Annotated in this window: 9 protein-coding genes; 5 read left to right on the top strand and 4 right to left on the bottom strand. The window is 34.2% G+C overall.

Annotation, left to right across the window (positions count from 1 at the left end):
• The first annotated feature begins 52 nt into the window (after positions 1-52).
• Together ACNC7R_RS12200 and ACNC7R_RS12195 are read left to right on the top strand one after the other, a co-directional pair.
• On the top strand, positions 53-8,425 hold the full coding sequence (locus ACNC7R_RS12200; protein ID WP_417941358.1) for an HYR domain-containing protein: 8,373 nt from the start codon (positions 53-55) through the stop codon (positions 8,423-8,425).
• Between the two features lie 3 nt (positions 8,426-8,428).
• Positions 8,429-9,346, top strand: a complete 918-nt coding sequence (locus tag ACNC7R_RS12195; protein ID WP_417941357.1) for a PorP/SprF family type IX secretion system membrane protein — start codon at positions 8,429-8,431, stop codon at positions 9,344-9,346.
• A 71-nt stretch (positions 9,347-9,417) separates the two neighbouring features.
• Here ACNC7R_RS12195 and ACNC7R_RS12190 read toward each other — a convergent pair whose 3' ends face one another.
• Entirely contained in the window at positions 9,418-10,059 is a 642-nt protein-coding gene (locus ACNC7R_RS12190) for a response regulator (protein ID WP_417941356.1), read from the bottom strand.
• Positions 10,060-10,073: 14 nt separating this feature from the next.
• On the bottom strand, positions 10,074-12,233 hold the full coding sequence (locus ACNC7R_RS12185) for a histidine kinase (protein WP_417941355.1): 2,160 nt from the start codon (positions 12,231-12,233) through the stop codon (positions 10,074-10,076).
• A 319-nt stretch (positions 12,234-12,552) separates the two neighbouring features.
• Here ACNC7R_RS12185 and ACNC7R_RS12180 point away from each other — a divergent pair, with 319 nt between their 5' ends.
• Positions 12,553-13,368, top strand: coding sequence for a M48 family metallopeptidase (locus ACNC7R_RS12180; RefSeq protein WP_417941354.1), 816 nt, complete (start codon positions 12,553-12,555; stop codon positions 13,366-13,368).
• On the opposite strand, the gene ACNC7R_RS12175 is transcribed toward ACNC7R_RS12180, so the two are convergent.
• Together ACNC7R_RS12175 and folP are read right to left on the bottom strand one after the other, a co-directional pair.
• The gene (locus ACNC7R_RS12175) at positions 13,358-13,981 is read right to left on the bottom strand and encodes a hypothetical protein (RefSeq protein WP_417941353.1); all 624 of its coding nucleotides are present in this window, start codon (positions 13,979-13,981) and stop codon (positions 13,358-13,360) included. The genes ACNC7R_RS12180 and ACNC7R_RS12175 overlap by 11 nt on opposite strands.
• A gap of 4 nt (positions 13,982-13,985) precedes the next feature.
• Positions 13,986-14,810 carry a dihydropteroate synthase gene (gene folP / locus ACNC7R_RS12170; protein WP_417941352.1) on the bottom strand — a complete coding sequence of 275 codons (825 nt, stop codon included), beginning with the start codon at positions 14,808-14,810 and terminating at the stop codon, positions 13,986-13,988.
• Positions 14,811-14,962: 152 nt separating this feature from the next.
• Here folP and ACNC7R_RS12165 point away from each other — a divergent pair, with 152 nt between their 5' ends.
• Positions 14,963-15,505 carry a DUF1599 domain-containing protein gene (locus ACNC7R_RS12165; protein ID WP_417941351.1) on the top strand — a complete coding sequence of 181 codons (543 nt, stop codon included), beginning with the start codon at positions 14,963-14,965 and terminating at the stop codon, positions 15,503-15,505.
• Between the two features lie 67 nt (positions 15,506-15,572).
• On the top strand, positions 15,573-16,673 hold the full coding sequence (locus ACNC7R_RS12160) for a BT_3928 family protein (RefSeq protein ID WP_417941350.1): 1,101 nt from the start codon (positions 15,573-15,575) through the stop codon (positions 16,671-16,673).
• Positions 16,674-16,729 lie beyond the last annotated feature (56 nt).

Here is a 16,729-nt window from a genome sequence, read left to right as displayed (position 1 = left end):
TCTGTCAGATATATTTTTGCTTTTTTAAAGAAGTTTAAACAAGTAATGTACAATGAGGAACTTTATACCAGCATTCAACAGAATAACTAAAATTTTTATTGTTTTTTATGTGTTTTTCGGAATATCCATTGCTTTTAGTCAGAATAAGAAAACGGCTGAACCTAATAAAAATTTGGAACAATCATTTTCTGAAGGAACAATATACATAGGTTCAGACAAATCTGCTGTAGTTAATGTAGATAAGACAGTAATAACTTCTAAGGCAAAGTCTTTAAAAACATCAAAGAAAACTGCAGACACAGAGGCTCCCGTTATTATATGTCCGCCAAACCAGCAACTGGCCTGCGGACATCTGGTTCCCAGTTACTTTCCTTTATTAACAGTTACTGATAATATGGATACTTCTATTGAACTAACGCAGTTTCCTGGTCAGGGGTCGGATTTTTATGACGGAATGACAATTAAGTTTACAGCAACAGACGATGCAGGAAACAAAAGTGAATGTAGTATTATTGTTACGGCTTCTTCTCCTGATGTTACTCCGCCAACCTTTACCTGCCCTACAGGGTTGACTTTAAATTGCGGTGATGTACTTCCAAATTATGCTGTAGATCCAATGATGAATTTGGATGATGATTGTAGCATTCAATTGAACTATATTATGACCCCAGGACCAGGTTCAGATTTTTATAATGGGATTCCTGTTCAAATTGAATATTTTGATAAATCAGGAAATAGATCCGTTTGTAATTTTACAGTAACAATGGCAACTCCAGATGTCACACCACCCGTAATTACATTTTGTCCCGGTACTCAAAATTTACCTTGTGGTGCTGTTTTACCAGATTATAGAGGATTAATAACGGCAAAGGATAATTGTCTTGGAAATATGACAGTGTCACAAAGCCCCGGAGTAGGAAGTACTTTTGTTCCAGGAATGACGGTTACTATGACTGTAAAAGACGCTGCAAATAATGCGACTACGTGCAGTTTTGTTGTGAATGCTTCGGCAGATGTTACTAAACCTACAATAATTTGTCCGTCAAATCAAAGTCTTTCCTGTGGTTCTGTTTTGCCAGATTATAGAAGTTTAGTTACCGCAACTGATAATTGTACTGCTTCGCCAACAATCACTCAAACTCCTGCCGCTGGAAGTGTTTTTACAAACGGAATGACAATTACAATGCGTGCCACGGATGCTTCGGGAAATTTCGCTACTTGCAGTTTTGTTGTGAATGCTTCGGCAGATGTTACTAAACCTACAATAATTTGTCCGTCAAATCAAAGTCTTTCCTGTGGTTCTGTTTTGCCAGATTATAGAAGTTTAGTTACCGCAACTGATAATTGTACTGCTTCGCCAACAATCACTCAAACTCCTGCCGCTGGAAGTGTTTTTACAAACGGAATGACAATTACAATGCGTGCCACGGATGCTTCGGGAAATTTCGCTACTTGCAGTTTTGTTGTGAATGCTTCGGCAGATGTGACCAAACCTACAATAACTTGTCCGTCTAATCAAAGTCTCTCCTGTGGTTCTGTTTTGCCAGATTATAGAAGTTTAGTTACCGCAACTGATAATTGTACTGCTTCGCCAACAATCACTCAAACTCCTGCCGCTGGAAGTGCTTTTACAAGCGGAATGACTGTAACGATGCGTGCCACGGATGCTTCGGGAAATTTCGCTACTTGTAGTTTTGTTGTGAATGCTTCGGCAGATGTTACTAAACCTACAATAACTTGTCCGTCAAATCAAAGTCTTTCCTGTGGTTCTGTTTTACCAGATTATAGAAGTTTAGTTACCGCAAATGATGATTGTACTGCTTCACCAACAATCACCCAAAGCCCAGTTGCTGGAAGTGCTTTTACAAGCGGTATGACAGTAACGATGAGAGCTACCGATGCTTCAGGAAATTTTGTGGATTGCAGTTTTATTGTGAATGCTTCGGCAGATGTGACCAAACCTACAATAACTTGTCCGCCTAACCAAAGTCTCTCCTGTGGTTCTGTTTTGCCGGATTATAGAAGTTTAGTTACCGCAACTGATAATTGTACTGCTTCGCCAACAATCACTCAAACTCCTGCCGCTGGAACTGCTTTTACAAGCGGAATGACAGTAACAATGACAGCTACCGATGCTTCGGGGAATTTTGTGGATTGCAGTTTTGTTGTGAATGCTTCTGCGGATGTGACCAAACCTACAATAACTTGTCCGCCTAACCAAAGTTTAGCTTTAGGAAGTGCGTTACCTGATTATAAGAACTTAATTACTGCAAATGACAATTGTGATGCTTCGCCCACAATTACACAAAGTCCAGCGCCAGGAAGTATTTTCAATACTAATGGTACGGCTATAACGATGACGGCTACTGATGACTCTGGTAATTTTGCTAGTTGTAGTTTTATTGTTAATAATACATCAGGTGATTTGCCTCCTGTAATAGGATGTCCATCAGGGGAAGAATTGTTTGCTAATTCCACTTTGCCTAATTATGTTTTTTCATTAACTAGTATTAGTGACGATATTACCGATACTGTTGACTTGGTATTTACACAAACACCTCCGCAAGGAACGCTTTTCACATCAGATACAAATGTTACAATTACTGCTAAAGATGAATCAGGCAATGTCAGTTCTTGCAGTTTTTTGGTTAAACTAAAAACCACAAATGTGGTTTTGGATTGTAAATCAAATAGTTCGTATTACCAAAATCTTGATGGGAAATATGGATTTACTATTTATGGAGAAAAAGCTGATGGTAATACAGGTTTTAGTGTCTCTACAGCTGGTGATATAAATGGTGATGGAATTTCAGACTTTCTTATAGGAGCTCCCGGAAATTATGACAGTTCTTATGGAAAAAATAATGTGTTAAAATTTATTGAAGGTTCTGCTTATTTAGTGTTTGGAAATGCTTCTGGTTTTCCACCTAATATCGACTTAGCGTTATTGAATGGAACCAATGGATTTAAAATTCGTAACGATACTCCTTTTACTAACGATCCAAATACAGGCTATGATGTGAGCAGTGCTGGAGACATTAATGGTGACGGAATAACAGATTTTATGGTCAGTGAACCATACAGAGTAACTTCTTCCGGATCTAAGAATGGAAATACGTATGTAGTTTTTGGTCGAACTTCGGGCTATCCAGCAGAATTAGTATTGTCAAGTCTTAATGGAACCAATGGTTTTTCTTTGATAGGCGCAATACATTACGAAGGTGCTGGAAGCAGTATTGCATCAGTAGAAGATGTAAATGGCGATGGGACAGATGATATTGCTATTCTTGCAGAAGGTTCTTCGGCAGGGAATGGTAAATGTTATGTATTGTATGGAAAAACATCAGGTTTTCCGGCTCAAATAAAAACAGACCAAATTAATGGCACTAATGGCTTTGTTATTGAAGGAGATGCTACCGTTGGAAGAGTAGGTAGTAGAGTTGTTGGCTTAGGCGATATTAATGGTGATGGATTTCCAGATATTGGATTAGGTAGTTATAATGGCTCAGATCAACACCGTAAGTATGTAGTTTACGGACGCTCAACCAATTTTCCTGCGACTATAAGTACAGCTTCGTTGAATGGTTCCAATGGTTTTATTTTAGAGAATACTGCTTCTCCTTTGGATGGCTATTTTAGTGTTTCTAGATTAGGGGATATAAATGGAGATGGTTATAATGATCTTGTAGTGCATGAAAGTTATGTATTATTTGGCAGTGCAGCCATTCCAGCTGTAATGGATTTGAAAAATTTAAATGGAATTAATGGTTTTAAATTACTAGTTGCAGGTAATACAACTTCAATAGGAGATTTTAATAAGGATGGTATTGGTGATTTTGGATTTATTAGTAGTCAAACGTTTTATGCTATTTATGGCAAATCGGATTGGACGACAACCACAATAGATTATACTTTTTTAAACAATCTTAAACCTTCTCAGGGGATTAAAATAGGTTTAAAATATTATCAGAATTATGATTTGGCATTTGCAGGAGATGTAAACAAAGATGGTATTGATGATGTAATAATTGGTAATAGCAATAATACTTATGATATTGACGTTAATCATGATCCAGGATATGCCTATGTTATTTACGGGAAAAAAATTACAGATACCGAAAAACCAGTTATAACCAATTGTCCTTCGGATAAAGTTTTAACCAAATTCGATCCAATTCCGGATTATAAGTCAACCATTACTGTAACAGACAATTGTGATACCAGCCCAATAGTTACACAATCACCAGTAGCAGGAACTGTTTTTAATGGAGTCTCTCAGGAAGTTATTTTAACAGTTACGGATGCTTCAGGAAATAAAGCAACTTGCAGTTTTAACATCGATTCTGCTGGAGCGGATTTGCCTCCAGCTATAGTATGTCCTGCCACTCAGGAACTATATGCGAATTCGATGTTGCCTAATTATGTTCATTTTTTACAGGCTGTAAGCGATGATATTACAAAACAGTGGGAATTGATTTTTACACAAACTCCAGCAGCGGGAACATTATTTACTGCTGATACCAATGTTACCATTACTGTTGAAGACAAATCAGGTAATATAAGTTCTTGTACTTTCTTGGTTAAATTAAAAACCGGTGGATTTGATATTGATTGCAAAACGACAACTATCAATACAAATGAATTGAATGGCACTAATGGCTTTACTCTTTATGGAGAAACCGTAGCCACAAGGGCAGGATTCAGTACAACTCCTGTTGGAGATATAAATGGAGACGGAATGTCGGATTTTGCAATTGGCGCTCCAGGAGACTCAAGATCAGAAGGTTGTTATGTTGTTTTTGGAACAAAAACTGGTTTTCCAGCAAGTATAAATCTCGCTAATTTAGATGGACAAAATGGTTTTCAGATTACTAATGATTATACAGCTGGGCCTAGCAGAACTGGTTTTGATGTGAGTGATGCTGGAGATATAAATGGAGATGGAGTAAGTGATCTTATAGTGAGTGCCTCAGAAAGAGAGACTGGAAGTATTAGTGGAGCAGGCAGAGTGTTTGTGATTTATGGCAAAACAACAGGCTTTTCAGCTTCTATTCCAGTTTCGTCTATAGATGGCACAAATGGATTTTCAATTTTAGGGCAAACGAGTTATGAAATCTTAGGATTTGGCGTTGCCGGTATTGGTGATTTCAATAATGATTCTCATAGTGATATCGCAATTGCTACTTTAAATAAAGGATCAGGGAATATCCGAAAAACCTATATTCTATTTGGAAAAAGCTCTAATTTCCCTACTACTGTAAATATAGGAAGTTTAGATTCTTCCAATTCTTGTATCATTGAAGGCGATGTTAGAGCAAATTTAGCAGGAGTGGGCGATGTAAATGGTGATGGTATTTCTGATGTTGCTGTTTCGGGTGAGGATAAGTTTAGATATGTGATATATGGATCGGCTAGTCTTCCTGCAACAATAAACACCAATTCATTAAATGGATCCAATGGCTTCAAAATTGAAAACTCAGTTAGTCCTCTAGAAACATCGTACTATTTTGAAATAAGAAGTGCGGGAGATCTCAATGGAGATTCACTCAATGATATTGGTATGAATAATTATGTATTGTTCGGAAAAAGTACTACACCTGCCGTAGTAGATTTGAAAGATTTGGATGGTACAAACGGATTTAAAATGAATGGAAGTACATTTGAATATCTCCATACGTATAGTTCATTTGGCGATTTTAATCAGGACGGTTTTGACGACTATCTTTTACCATATAATAATGCAACAATATATCTTATTTACGGAAAAGCAAACTGGAATCCTTTGTTGGATATCTTCTCGCTCAATGCTTCTCAAGGGCTAAAAATAAGCACTCGTTATTCGCCAAAATACAGTATAAGTTTTATTGGTGATGTAAATGGAGACACTGTAGATGATATTATTATTGGAAGTACAAAAACGGTATATAATAGTAATCCTAATGAAGATCCAGGAATGTCTTATGTTGTTTTTGGTAAAAAAACTGTCGATACCGAAAAACCAACCATAACCAATTGTCCTGCTAATCAGGTTCTGGCAGTTAACGATCCTATACCAGATTATACTAAAATTGTAACAGTAACAGACAATTGTGATAATAAGCCAATCATTACTCAATCACCAGTTGCAGGAACTATTTTTGATGGAGTAAGTCAAGAAGTTACCCTTACAGCTACAGATGCTAGCGGAAATATTGCAACTTGTAAGTTTAACATTTCAACCGTTGCTGATACTGAGAAACCAGTCATCACTTGCGTTGGCAACCAAACTTTAGCTTGCGGAACAGCAACAATTCCTAACTACATCAGTTTAATCACGGTTACTGATAATATTGATCCCAATCCAGTTATCACTCAAAGTCCAGTCGCTGGAAGCCCTTTTGTAAATGGAATGACCATTACAATGACTGCCACAGATGCTTCGAATAATGTTTCTACTTGTAGTTTTATTGTTAATGTTTCCGCAGATGTTACAAAACCTACTATGAGTTGTTTAGGAACTCAATTCGCATCTTGCGAATATATTTTACCTGATTTTAGAAGTTTGGTTACAGCTAGCGATAATTGTGATGCCAATCCAGTAATTACACAAAGCCCATTACCAGGGAGTGCTTATGGAAGTGCTGTGACAGTTACTTTACGTGCTACTGATGCTTCAGGCAATTTTACAACTTGTAATTTTGCTGTGATTCAAGGTGTAGATAATATCAAACCAGTTATTACTTGTGCTGGCAATCAAACTTTAGCAAGCGGAACAGCTACTATTCCAGATTACAAAAGTTTAATTACAACGACCGATAATTGTGACCCTTCGCCAAAAGTTACCCAAAATCCAGTTGCAGGAAGTCCTTTTGTGAATGGAATGACCATTACAATGACTGCCACAGATGCTTCGAATAATGTTTCTACTTGTAGTTTTATAATAAATGCTTCGGTAGTTGCAGATACTGAGAAACCAGTCATCACTTGCATTGGCAACCAAACTTTAGCTTGCGGAACGGCTACTATACCAGATTACACCAGTTTAATCACGGCTACTGATAATGTTGATACCAATCCAGCAATTACTCAAAGCCCAGTCGCTGGAAGTCCTTTTGTGGATGGAATGACCATTATAATTACTGCTAAAGATGCTTCGAATAATATATCAGACTGTAGTTTTAAAGTAAATGTGGCTCCAGATGTTGTAAAACCTGTTATCAATTGTATCGGTAGCCAAAGTTTATCATGTAGTTCAATTTTACCAGATTATACCAAAATGATAACGGCTGCCGACAATTGTGATCCTTCTCCTGTAATTACTCAAAATCCTTTGCCTGGAACTGCTTTTACGAACGGAATGACAGTTACCATTATGGCTAAAGACGTGTCTGAGAATGAATCTATCTGCAGTTTTACAATTAATTTAGCTGTTGATACCGTCAAGCCAGTAATAAACTGTATCAGCAATCAAACTCTGGCAGCCAATGCAATTCTGCCTGATTATAGAAATCAGATTACAGTTACAGATAATTGCGATTCAAATCTGACTGTCATTCAAACTCCGGCAGCCGGGGTAACAGTTAGTGATGGTATGGTAGTTCAGATGAGTGTATCTGATAATAGTGGAAATATATCTGCCTGTTCTTTCGTAATCAATACTATTGCAGATACTGATACACAAGCACCGGTAATTACTTGTTTATCAGATCAAAATTTGGGTTGTAATGTAGCTAAGGTTCCTGATTTTACCACAAAAGTTTTGGTAACAGATAATAAAGACCCAAAACCTGTAATAAAACAAAGTCCGCCTGCAGGAAGTGTTTTTACGGATGGGATGAATATAACGATCACTGCTACAGATGCTTCTTCTAATAAATCGGAATGTTCGTTTAAGGTAAATTCAGATGTTGTACTTGTAGATGCTGGAAATGATATTGAAATAAAACAGGGAGAGGTTGTACAACTAGAAGCTTTTGCCACAGAAGAGGGAACTTTTAAATGGAGTCCGGTAAAAGGAGTAAGTAATCCGTTTTCTTTTAATCCGTTTTTTTCTCCCGAAGAAACAACAACTTATACCGTATCTTTCACTAACAAGGGGGGCTGCGTGACACATGATTCTGTTGTTATTTCGGTTATACCGAAAGAAAAAGATGAAACAAAATATGGCTTTTCTCCAAATAATGACGGTATAAATGATTTCTGGCTGATAGACGGCATTACCGAATATCCAAAAAATGAAGTGTTGATTTATAACAGCTGGGGTGATCTGGTTTTTCAGACAACAGGTTATAATAATACAACAGTTGTCTTTAGCGGTCTTGCTAATAAAAAGAGAAACCTGGGAGCTGATGAACTTCCTGAAGGCACATACTTTTTTGAAATCAAACCAAATTCATCCACGCATCATTTCAAAAAACTAAAGGGTTACCTTGTTCTAAAACGTTAATTAATGAAAAATAATAGCAGTATATTTTTTACAATCATCATGATAATCATGTTTTTAAATACAGTTAAAGCTCAACAAACACCCGTTTTTTCAAGTTATAATTATAATGCAGTGTTACTAAACCCTGCGCATGCCGGTTATTATGACAAAACAGATGTTGTCATGACAACAAATGGATATTTTAATTCTGTGGAAGGAAGTCCCAGAAATATTGATATTTCTGTAAATACTTTGACCCGTTCAGAAAATATAGGACTTGCCGGAGGTATAGCTCATAATCAGATTGGAGTGACGTATACAACTAATTTTTTCGCTTCATATTCGTATAAGATTTTTTTTCACGAAGATTATAAATACGGAAAGTGGTGGACATACGACCCTAATATTATGTCATTCGGAATCACAGCCGGAGGACAAATTTATGATGAGAATTTAACGAAACTAGGAATGGAAAATGATCCGGAATTTCAGGAAAATGTCCACAGTTTTACTCCAACGCTCGGAGTGGGCTTTTTATACAATAGAGACAGGATTTATTTTGGATTATCAGCTCCAAACTTACTAAGCGGCACTTTCAATTCTCAAAACAATACCAAACTAAAAAACGTTTATTACAGCTATTTTGGTTACCGAATGTTTACAGATTTATTTGAAGATATATTGATAAATCCAAGTTTTCTAGTTAAATATGTTGATGGTGCACCTATACAGACAGATTTGAATGTATTGGTAAACTATAAAAACAAGTTTGAATTTGGAGGAGGCTATCGCTCTTCAAACACATTAAATTTTTTGGCAGGCTTTCATTTATCAACAAATTCAAGACTACTATTTACTTATAATAAATCTCTTGAAAGCGTTGTCCTTCCGGATACTTATGGAGTGGTATTTAATTACCGTTTTGGCAAAGGATTTGAATAACAGAATACTTATTATACCCCGAATCATATGAATTATTATGTGATTCGGGATATTTTTTTACAATTAATACATTAATCAACCAACCCATTTTCAACAGCATATTTTACAAGCCCTGCCGTATTTTTAGCATTTAATTTAGATAATAAGTTACGTCTGTGTGTATTAACCGTATTTAAACTGATAAAAGTTTTCTCTGCAATTTCAGCCGTATTGTATTCATGTGCAATTAACACCAATATTTCCTTTTCGCGTGAACTCAATTCGACTAAATTCGAAATTTGTTTTTCTATTTTTTGACTGTTATTGCGGTGTTGTTCTTCTACTTCTTCAGAAAAATAATTTCGGCCGGCAGCTACATTATAGATGGCTTCCAATAATTCAGACTTTTCTGCATTCTTAAGTAAATACCCATTCACACCAATTCTGATTAATCTTGAAATTATTTTGGCATTGCTATGGGTACTAACAATTATAATTTTAATAAAAGGATATTCTTTTTTTAAAATCTTGCTTAATTCAATTCCGTCCATTTCCGGCATACTGATATCAAGTATTACCATGTCTGCACTTTGAATTTTTAAAATATTCAGAACCTCAATACCATTCACTGCTTTCCCTATAATTTTTATTCCGGATTCATGTTCAATCAGGGATACAATTCCTTGTAGAAACATGGTATGGTCATCTGCAATAATAAGTTTTAATTTTTCCATTTATTAATTTGGGGTTATAGTTTTGTTTGGTTATCAAGTTGTTTTTTAACATTAATTCCTTTTTTTATTTCATTTCGAGTATTACTGAATAATATGGGAATTTCAATATTTATGATCGTACCTCTTTTAAGCTTTGAATCTATTATTAAAGTACCATTTAATTCGATTATTCGGTTTTCTAAATTCATAATGCCAATTCCAGGTTTGTAATTCTCAGGATTAAATCCAATTCCGTTATCTTCAAATAAAATATTAAGCAGATTTTCGACAAGATTAAGCTGTAAATCCATTTTTGAGGCTTTTGCATGCTTAATTGTATTGGTCAAAAGTTCCTGTATTATTTTAAAAATTTCAATTTGGAGTTCTTCATTTAAAGCATCAATTTCTTTTTTCGGATATGCAGTAAAATAGGTTTTAATAGTACTCGCTTCACCAATATTATTAAAATAGGATTCTAAAACTTCACAAAATTTGTGATGTGTAAATTTCTTCGGAATCAAGGTATGGGATAAGTTTCTAACCTGCTGATAGGTTTCATCTAACAGAGCAGTAAGATTTTTAATCTTTGGCGAATTGGAAATTACCAAATGATTCAATTGAAGTTTTATGGCAGCTAAATTTCCGCCGATGCTGTCGTGTAATTCCTGAGAAATCCGTTGCCTTTCCTTATCCTGACCGCTGATGGAGGCTTTAATTAATTTTAATTCCTGATCTTTTAGAATATTATTTATATTCTGAGTGCTTATTTCAGCTTGTTGAATATTTAATAATCGCTGTGTTTTAAGTCGTTTGTAATATTGAAGTAACAATCCAATAATAGGAATTAACACTATCAGAAAACCAAAAATAGTCAGTAGCTTGGTTTCTTTTTCCTGCTTTATTTGCAATGATTTTAATTGTTGATCTTTTTTTAGCAAAGATATTTCGCTTAGTTTTTTTTGTGACGAATTCTGAAAAAAAAGTATTGTATTTTCGGTTATTTTCTGAGAAATTTCTTCCTGAAGGTTCATATTCTCAATATCTTCCTGCTGTTTTTCGAGTTTTAGCTTTTTAGTAGTGTTGTCAAATTGTAGAAACCTTATTTCTTTTTCTCTCTGTGCTGTTCTGTATTTGATTTCCAGTTCGTTTATTTCTTTGATTTTCTGAATTTTATTTACAGAATCTTTCACTTTTGTAGATTTTGTCAGGTATTCAAAAGCACTTTTGTAATCTTCTTCTAAAACTGCAATTTTCTTAAGCTCATCATAAAAATTAACCTGATTGTCTAAATAACCAAATTCTACGGACTTTTGAAGTGCATCAGCAAAAATTAGTTTTGCCTCCTGGTAATTTTTTAAATCAATATGGACATCCCCAATATTACCACGGGCAATTAAACCAATTTGGTTCAATTCATTTTTATCAGCAATTGAAATTACTTCATGGTACATTTTTAATGCATCAGTCGGTTTTTGCTGTAATTGATAATTTGTTCCTAAACTGAGTGCGATCACTGCTTTTGCCTGTTGATTGTTGGTCTTTTCGCTAAGTTGTTTTCCAAGATTGTAATAATAATTCCCCTTATCATAATCTTTTGTATCGGAATAAATATCCCCCAGGTTAATATAGCTTCCTAAGCGTATCTCATCATCTTTTTTATATTCTAAACATTCTTTATAGGACTTCAAAGCATTAGTGTTGTCTCCTAAAGCCTTGTAAATACTGGCTAATCCATGCAGGTGGGTGTAATATAAATTGGTTTCTTTGTATTTTTGGGATGTCTCAAGACCTTTCAGATGCCATTTTTTGCTTACCTCAAATAAACCTTTCTTTTTATAATTCTGCCCCATCAGATTATATCCCAAAGAAAGAAGTCTGTTCTTTAGAGAGTCGTTGGCAGTTTTTGTATGGTATTTTAAGGCCTCATTGGTATAATAAATAGAGGAATCTAAAATTGCTCTTTTATTATAATAATAGGCCTGCAATAAAGTAAGGCTGGCTTTATTGGATGGATATTTAGCTTTTTCTAAAAGAATTTTAGCATTTTTGAGTGCTTTTTTTTCTTCTCCGCTATTATATAAATTATAAGAAGCTGTAACTGCCTTTTTTTCCTCAACTTCGGGTGATTTTTTTACAGGCGAAAAAGGTTTTTTGATATTCCCGTCAATTTGTGCACACAAATAAATTGGTAACATGACTAAAATAAATAAAAAGTGACATTTGAAACTGGTTATCATACGATGATAGTGCGTAATAGAAAAGCTTATATATTTTAAAACGTGTTTGTTAAGTTGTTTTTTTAAAGTTGTTAAATTTAATACAAATGGATTTAAAACATCCTTATTTTATGTAAAAAAAAGGTCAAATTAGTTTAAAAAAAATAGTTATCAACGTTATTTATACAAGTACTTTAATTTCATTAAAAAAATTAAAATTATACTAATTTTATGATGAATTTTATAAGATTAAAAATTGGAATGATATTAATTTTACAGCAATCAAAACATAATTATCATGAGAAAAAATTTATTCATATCTGCTTTTATACTACTTTTAGTTTGTTCTTGTGCAACAAATCCTATTACCGGGAAAAAAAGTTTAAACTTTGTTTCTAACAGTGAGTTATTTCCATCATCTTTTCAACAGTATGAAACTTTTCTCAAAGAAAATAAAGTAATTTCCGGAACCTCTGACGCAAAAAGAGTTGAAGCTGTTGGCTATAAAATCAAAGCGGCAGCTGAAAAATATTTAACTTATTTAGGTCAGTCGCAATATCTTAAAGATTACAGATGGGAGTATAAGTTAGTCGAAAATAAAGAGGTAAATGCATGGTGTTTACCAGGAGGTAAAATTGTGGTTTATTCAGGTATTTTACCAATTACGCAAAATGATTCAGGTTTGGCTACAGTTATGGGGCATGAAGTTTCTCATGCTTTAGCAAACCATGGCGCTCAAAGAATGAGTGCGGCACAATTGCAACAGTTAGGAGCGGTTGGTGTTGCAGTCGCTACAGGAAGTCAAAGTGCCGAGAATCAGGCAATGTGGCAAAAATATTACGGCATAGGTTCAGAAGTAGGAGTGATGCTTCCTTTTAGTAGAAGTAATGAAAGCGAAGCAGATAAGATTGGGTTAATTCTTATGGCAATAGCTGGTTACAATCCGGATGACTCTATAGCATTTTGGACGAGAATGTCTGCTAAATCCGGAGGTTCAGGAACACCTGAATTTTTAAGTACACACCCTTCAGATGCCACCAGAATTGCAAACCTTAAGTCTTTAATTCCTCAGGCAAGGGAAACAGCGGCAAAAGTGGGAATTTTTAGAATATAAATTCTTCTTGAAAGTTGTCTGAATTGTCAGTAAGTTTTTGAATCAGGATTTTATTTTGGATGTATTCCTCATAACTCATGTTTTCATCAAATAGTAATACAATTTTAGATTTAAGAGAGTTCTGAATAAAATTTAAAATTTCAGATTTCGGAATATCAGTATTGTTAATTGAAACGATATTGTTCGTTTTTTTAAAGCGAACTACGATTTTATGATTTTCACTCGGGATTCCTGTTTTGTAATACACTTTAGTAAAAGGTAAAAAAGCTAAATTCTTTCCAATAGAATCGGCGTAGGAATAATAATTCTGCGCCTTTTCATTTTTATGGGCAGTATCTCCACGTTTCTTTTCCTGGAGTTTGATAACTTCAGGAATTACTAATCTAAGAGGCAGCCGTTTGTCAATATTGAAAATCCAATTGGTTGAAATAATACTGTTTTTTCGATTCACTTCAGCGATTGTATCTTTGCCTTCGAGTTTAAAGAATATATAAATTGGAGAATGATCCTGAACATCTTTTACAATCGAAACGTTTGATTTTGGTAATAATACGTCTTTTTTTTCTTCACATGAAAAAAGAAGAAAAGCAAAAAGTATAATAAGGTATTTCATATTTTTATAAATTCATTTTATTAAACAAAGTCACACATTCTACAGCTTCCTTAACATCATGAACACGAAGAATTTTTGCGCCTTTTACCAGAGCAATTGTATTCAGAAATGTTGTTCCGTTTAAAGCTTCCAGGGGTGTAATGTTAAGTGTTTTATAAATCATTGATTTTCTTGAAACACCGGCTAAAACCGGTAATTCTAATAAATTAAAAAGAGCCATTTTTTGAAGTACTTCATAATTTTGATCGGTTGTTTTCGCAAAACCAAATCCAGGATCTATAATAAGGTCATTAATCCCTAAACTTCTTGCTTTAGATACTTTTTCAGAGAAATAAAACAGCATTTCTTTTACAATATCATCGTATTTTGTCAGGTTTTGCATAGTCTGCGGATTTCCACGCATGTGCATCATAATATAAGGAACGTTGTACTGCGCAATTACGTCTAACATTTTACCATCTAATTCTCCTGCCGAAATATCGTTTATAATTGCCGCACCGTTATCGATACTTGCTTTTACTACTTCTGCTCTGAAGGTGTCTATTGATAATAATGCGTCGGGAAAATGTTTTAGCAACAATTCTATAACAGGAACAATTCGTTCAATTTCTTCTTGTTCCGAAACGAATGGAGCACCTGGTTTGCTTGAATAAGCTCCAATATCAATAAAATGAGCTCCTTCAGTTAACATTTTTTCGACTTGTGAAATAATGTCGGACTCGTTTTTATATTTTCCACCGTCGAAAAAAGAATTTGGAGTTATATTCAGAATTCCCATTACTTTCGGAATCGATAAATCAATCAAACGGCCTTTACAGTTAATAAACATTTTGTTTAATTTTTATTTTTTCAGCTTTAAGCTTCAGGTTGCGGGATTAACAATTTGTTTAGAAAAAACTTGAAACAAAGAAAACCTTAAACTTGAAACTATTTAATTTAATCCTTATTTTTGAACAAATTTTAGCAAATATACACCAATAAATGAAGAATACTTCTCTAGAGTTTGATAATGTCATTACGGTTTGCCGTACCTTGTTTATCAATAAAATGAAAGATTATGGCAGTGCATGGCGTATTTTAAGACTCCCATCATTAACAGATCAGATTTTCATAAAAGCGCAAAGAATCAGAAGTTTGCAGGAAAATAAAACCCGAAAGATCGATGAAGATGAGAAAGGCGAATTTATCGGAATTATCAATTATTCAATTATGGCACTGATTCAGTTAGAATTAGGTGTTGTTGAGCAGCCTGATCTTGACGTTAAAAAAGCAACTGAATTATATGATGCTAAAGTTAAACTGACCAAAGATTTAATGGAAGCGAAGAATCATGATTATGGTGAGGCCTGGCGTGAAATGCGTATCAGTTCATTAACCGATTTGATTCTTCAGAAACTGCTTCGCGTAAAACAAATTGAAGATAATAAAGGGGCGACACTTGTTTCTGAAGGTATTGATGCTAATTATCAGGATATGATAAATTATGCAGTTTTCGCCTTAATTCTAAATCCTGTTAATAAATAAAAATCAAAAATATAAATCCAAATCAAACTTTAAATTTGTGATTTGGAGTCTAAAAATTTAACATTTTATGAAAAACATTATTACCCAATTCTCCCGAATATTTGTCGGCGTACTTTTTATCATTTCCGGATTAATTAAACTGAATGATCCAGTTGGTTTTTCTTATAAGTTAACCGAATATTTTAGTGAGCCGGTTTTTAATATGCCATTTTTAGTTCCTTTTGCATTAGGATTAGCGATCTTTTTAGTGATTTTAGAAGTGGTTTTAGGAGTAATGTTGCTGGTTGGATATAAAACAAAAACGACAATTTGGAGTCTGTTGGTTTTAATAATATTCTTTACTTTTCTTACTTTTTATTCTGCTTATTTTGATGTGGTAAAAGATTGTGGCTGTTTTGGTGACGCATTGCATCTCACACCTTGGGAATCGTTCACAAAAGATGTCGTTTTATTATTTTTTATTCTCGTTTTGTTTTTTAATCAGAAATTAATAAAACCATTATTTTCAACACCACAAACTAATTTTGCTGTTTACCTGAGTGTTGTTTTATGTGCTTTTATGGCAGTCTGGGTTTTAAATCATAATCCAATTAAAGATTTTCGTCCTTATAAGGTAGGAACCAATATCGAAAAAGGAATGGAAATTCCTGAAGGCGCCCCGAAATCTGTAGTTGAAATGATTTTTATCTATAAAGTAAATGGAGTTGATAAGGAATTTACGGAAAAAGATTTAATGAATATTCCTGAAGGAGCCACTTTTGTTGATCGAAAGGATAAGGTGATTACAGAAGGTTATGTACCGCCAATTCATGATTTTACAATGACTAAAGACGGGTCTGATTATAAAGAAGAGTTACTAAAAGAGCCAAAGTTGCTAATGTTTGTAACATATGATTTGGCATTATCAAGTCCTGATGGTATGAAACAGTTAGAAGCGCTAAATACTCAGGCAAAAGCAAAAGGATATAAGGTAATTGGAATGACGGCTTCAAATGACGAAATGATTTCAAAAACTAAAAAGCAATACGGTTTAAACATTGATTTCTATTTTTGCGATGCTACTGCTTTAAAAACAATCGAAAGAGCCAATCCAAGTATAGTGGTTGTTCAAAATGGAACCATAATACAAAAAGTGCATTATAATGACCTTAAAGATTTAAACTTATAATTCTATTAGAAGAAAAAGAGAGTTAGTGCTCATAAATGTTTCATAATTAAATTGTT

The sequence above is a fragment of the Flavobacterium adiutor genome (assembly GCF_048282555.1).
Classification (GTDB): domain Bacteria; phylum Bacteroidota; class Bacteroidia; order Flavobacteriales; family Flavobacteriaceae; genus Flavobacterium.
This window is presented reverse-complemented; position numbering and strand designations above follow the sequence as displayed.

Coding starts and splice junctions, on each gene's coding strand:
- ACNC7R_RS12200 (WP_417941358.1), top strand. CDS start 53: ATGAGGAACTTTATACCAGCATTCAACAGAATAACTAAAATTTTTATT.
- ACNC7R_RS12195 (WP_417941357.1), top strand. CDS start 8,429: ATGAAAAATAATAGCAGTATATTTTTTACAATCATCATGATAATCATG.
- ACNC7R_RS12190 (WP_417941356.1), bottom strand. CDS start 10,059: ATGGAAAAATTAAAACTTATTATTGCAGATGACCATACCATGTTTCTA.
- ACNC7R_RS12185 (WP_417941355.1), bottom strand. CDS start 12,233: ATGTTACCAATTTATTTGTGTGCACAAATTGACGGGAATATCAAAAAA.
- ACNC7R_RS12180 (WP_417941354.1), top strand. CDS start 12,553: ATGAGAAAAAATTTATTCATATCTGCTTTTATACTACTTTTAGTTTGT.
- ACNC7R_RS12175 (WP_417941353.1), bottom strand. CDS start 13,981: ATGAAATACCTTATTATACTTTTTGCTTTTCTTCTTTTTTCATGTGAA.
- folP (WP_417941352.1), bottom strand. CDS start 14,810: ATGTTTATTAACTGTAAAGGCCGTTTGATTGATTTATCGATTCCGAAA.
- ACNC7R_RS12165 (WP_417941351.1), top strand. CDS start 14,963: ATGAAGAATACTTCTCTAGAGTTTGATAATGTCATTACGGTTTGCCGT.
- ACNC7R_RS12160 (WP_417941350.1), top strand. CDS start 15,573: ATGAAAAACATTATTACCCAATTCTCCCGAATATTTGTCGGCGTACTT.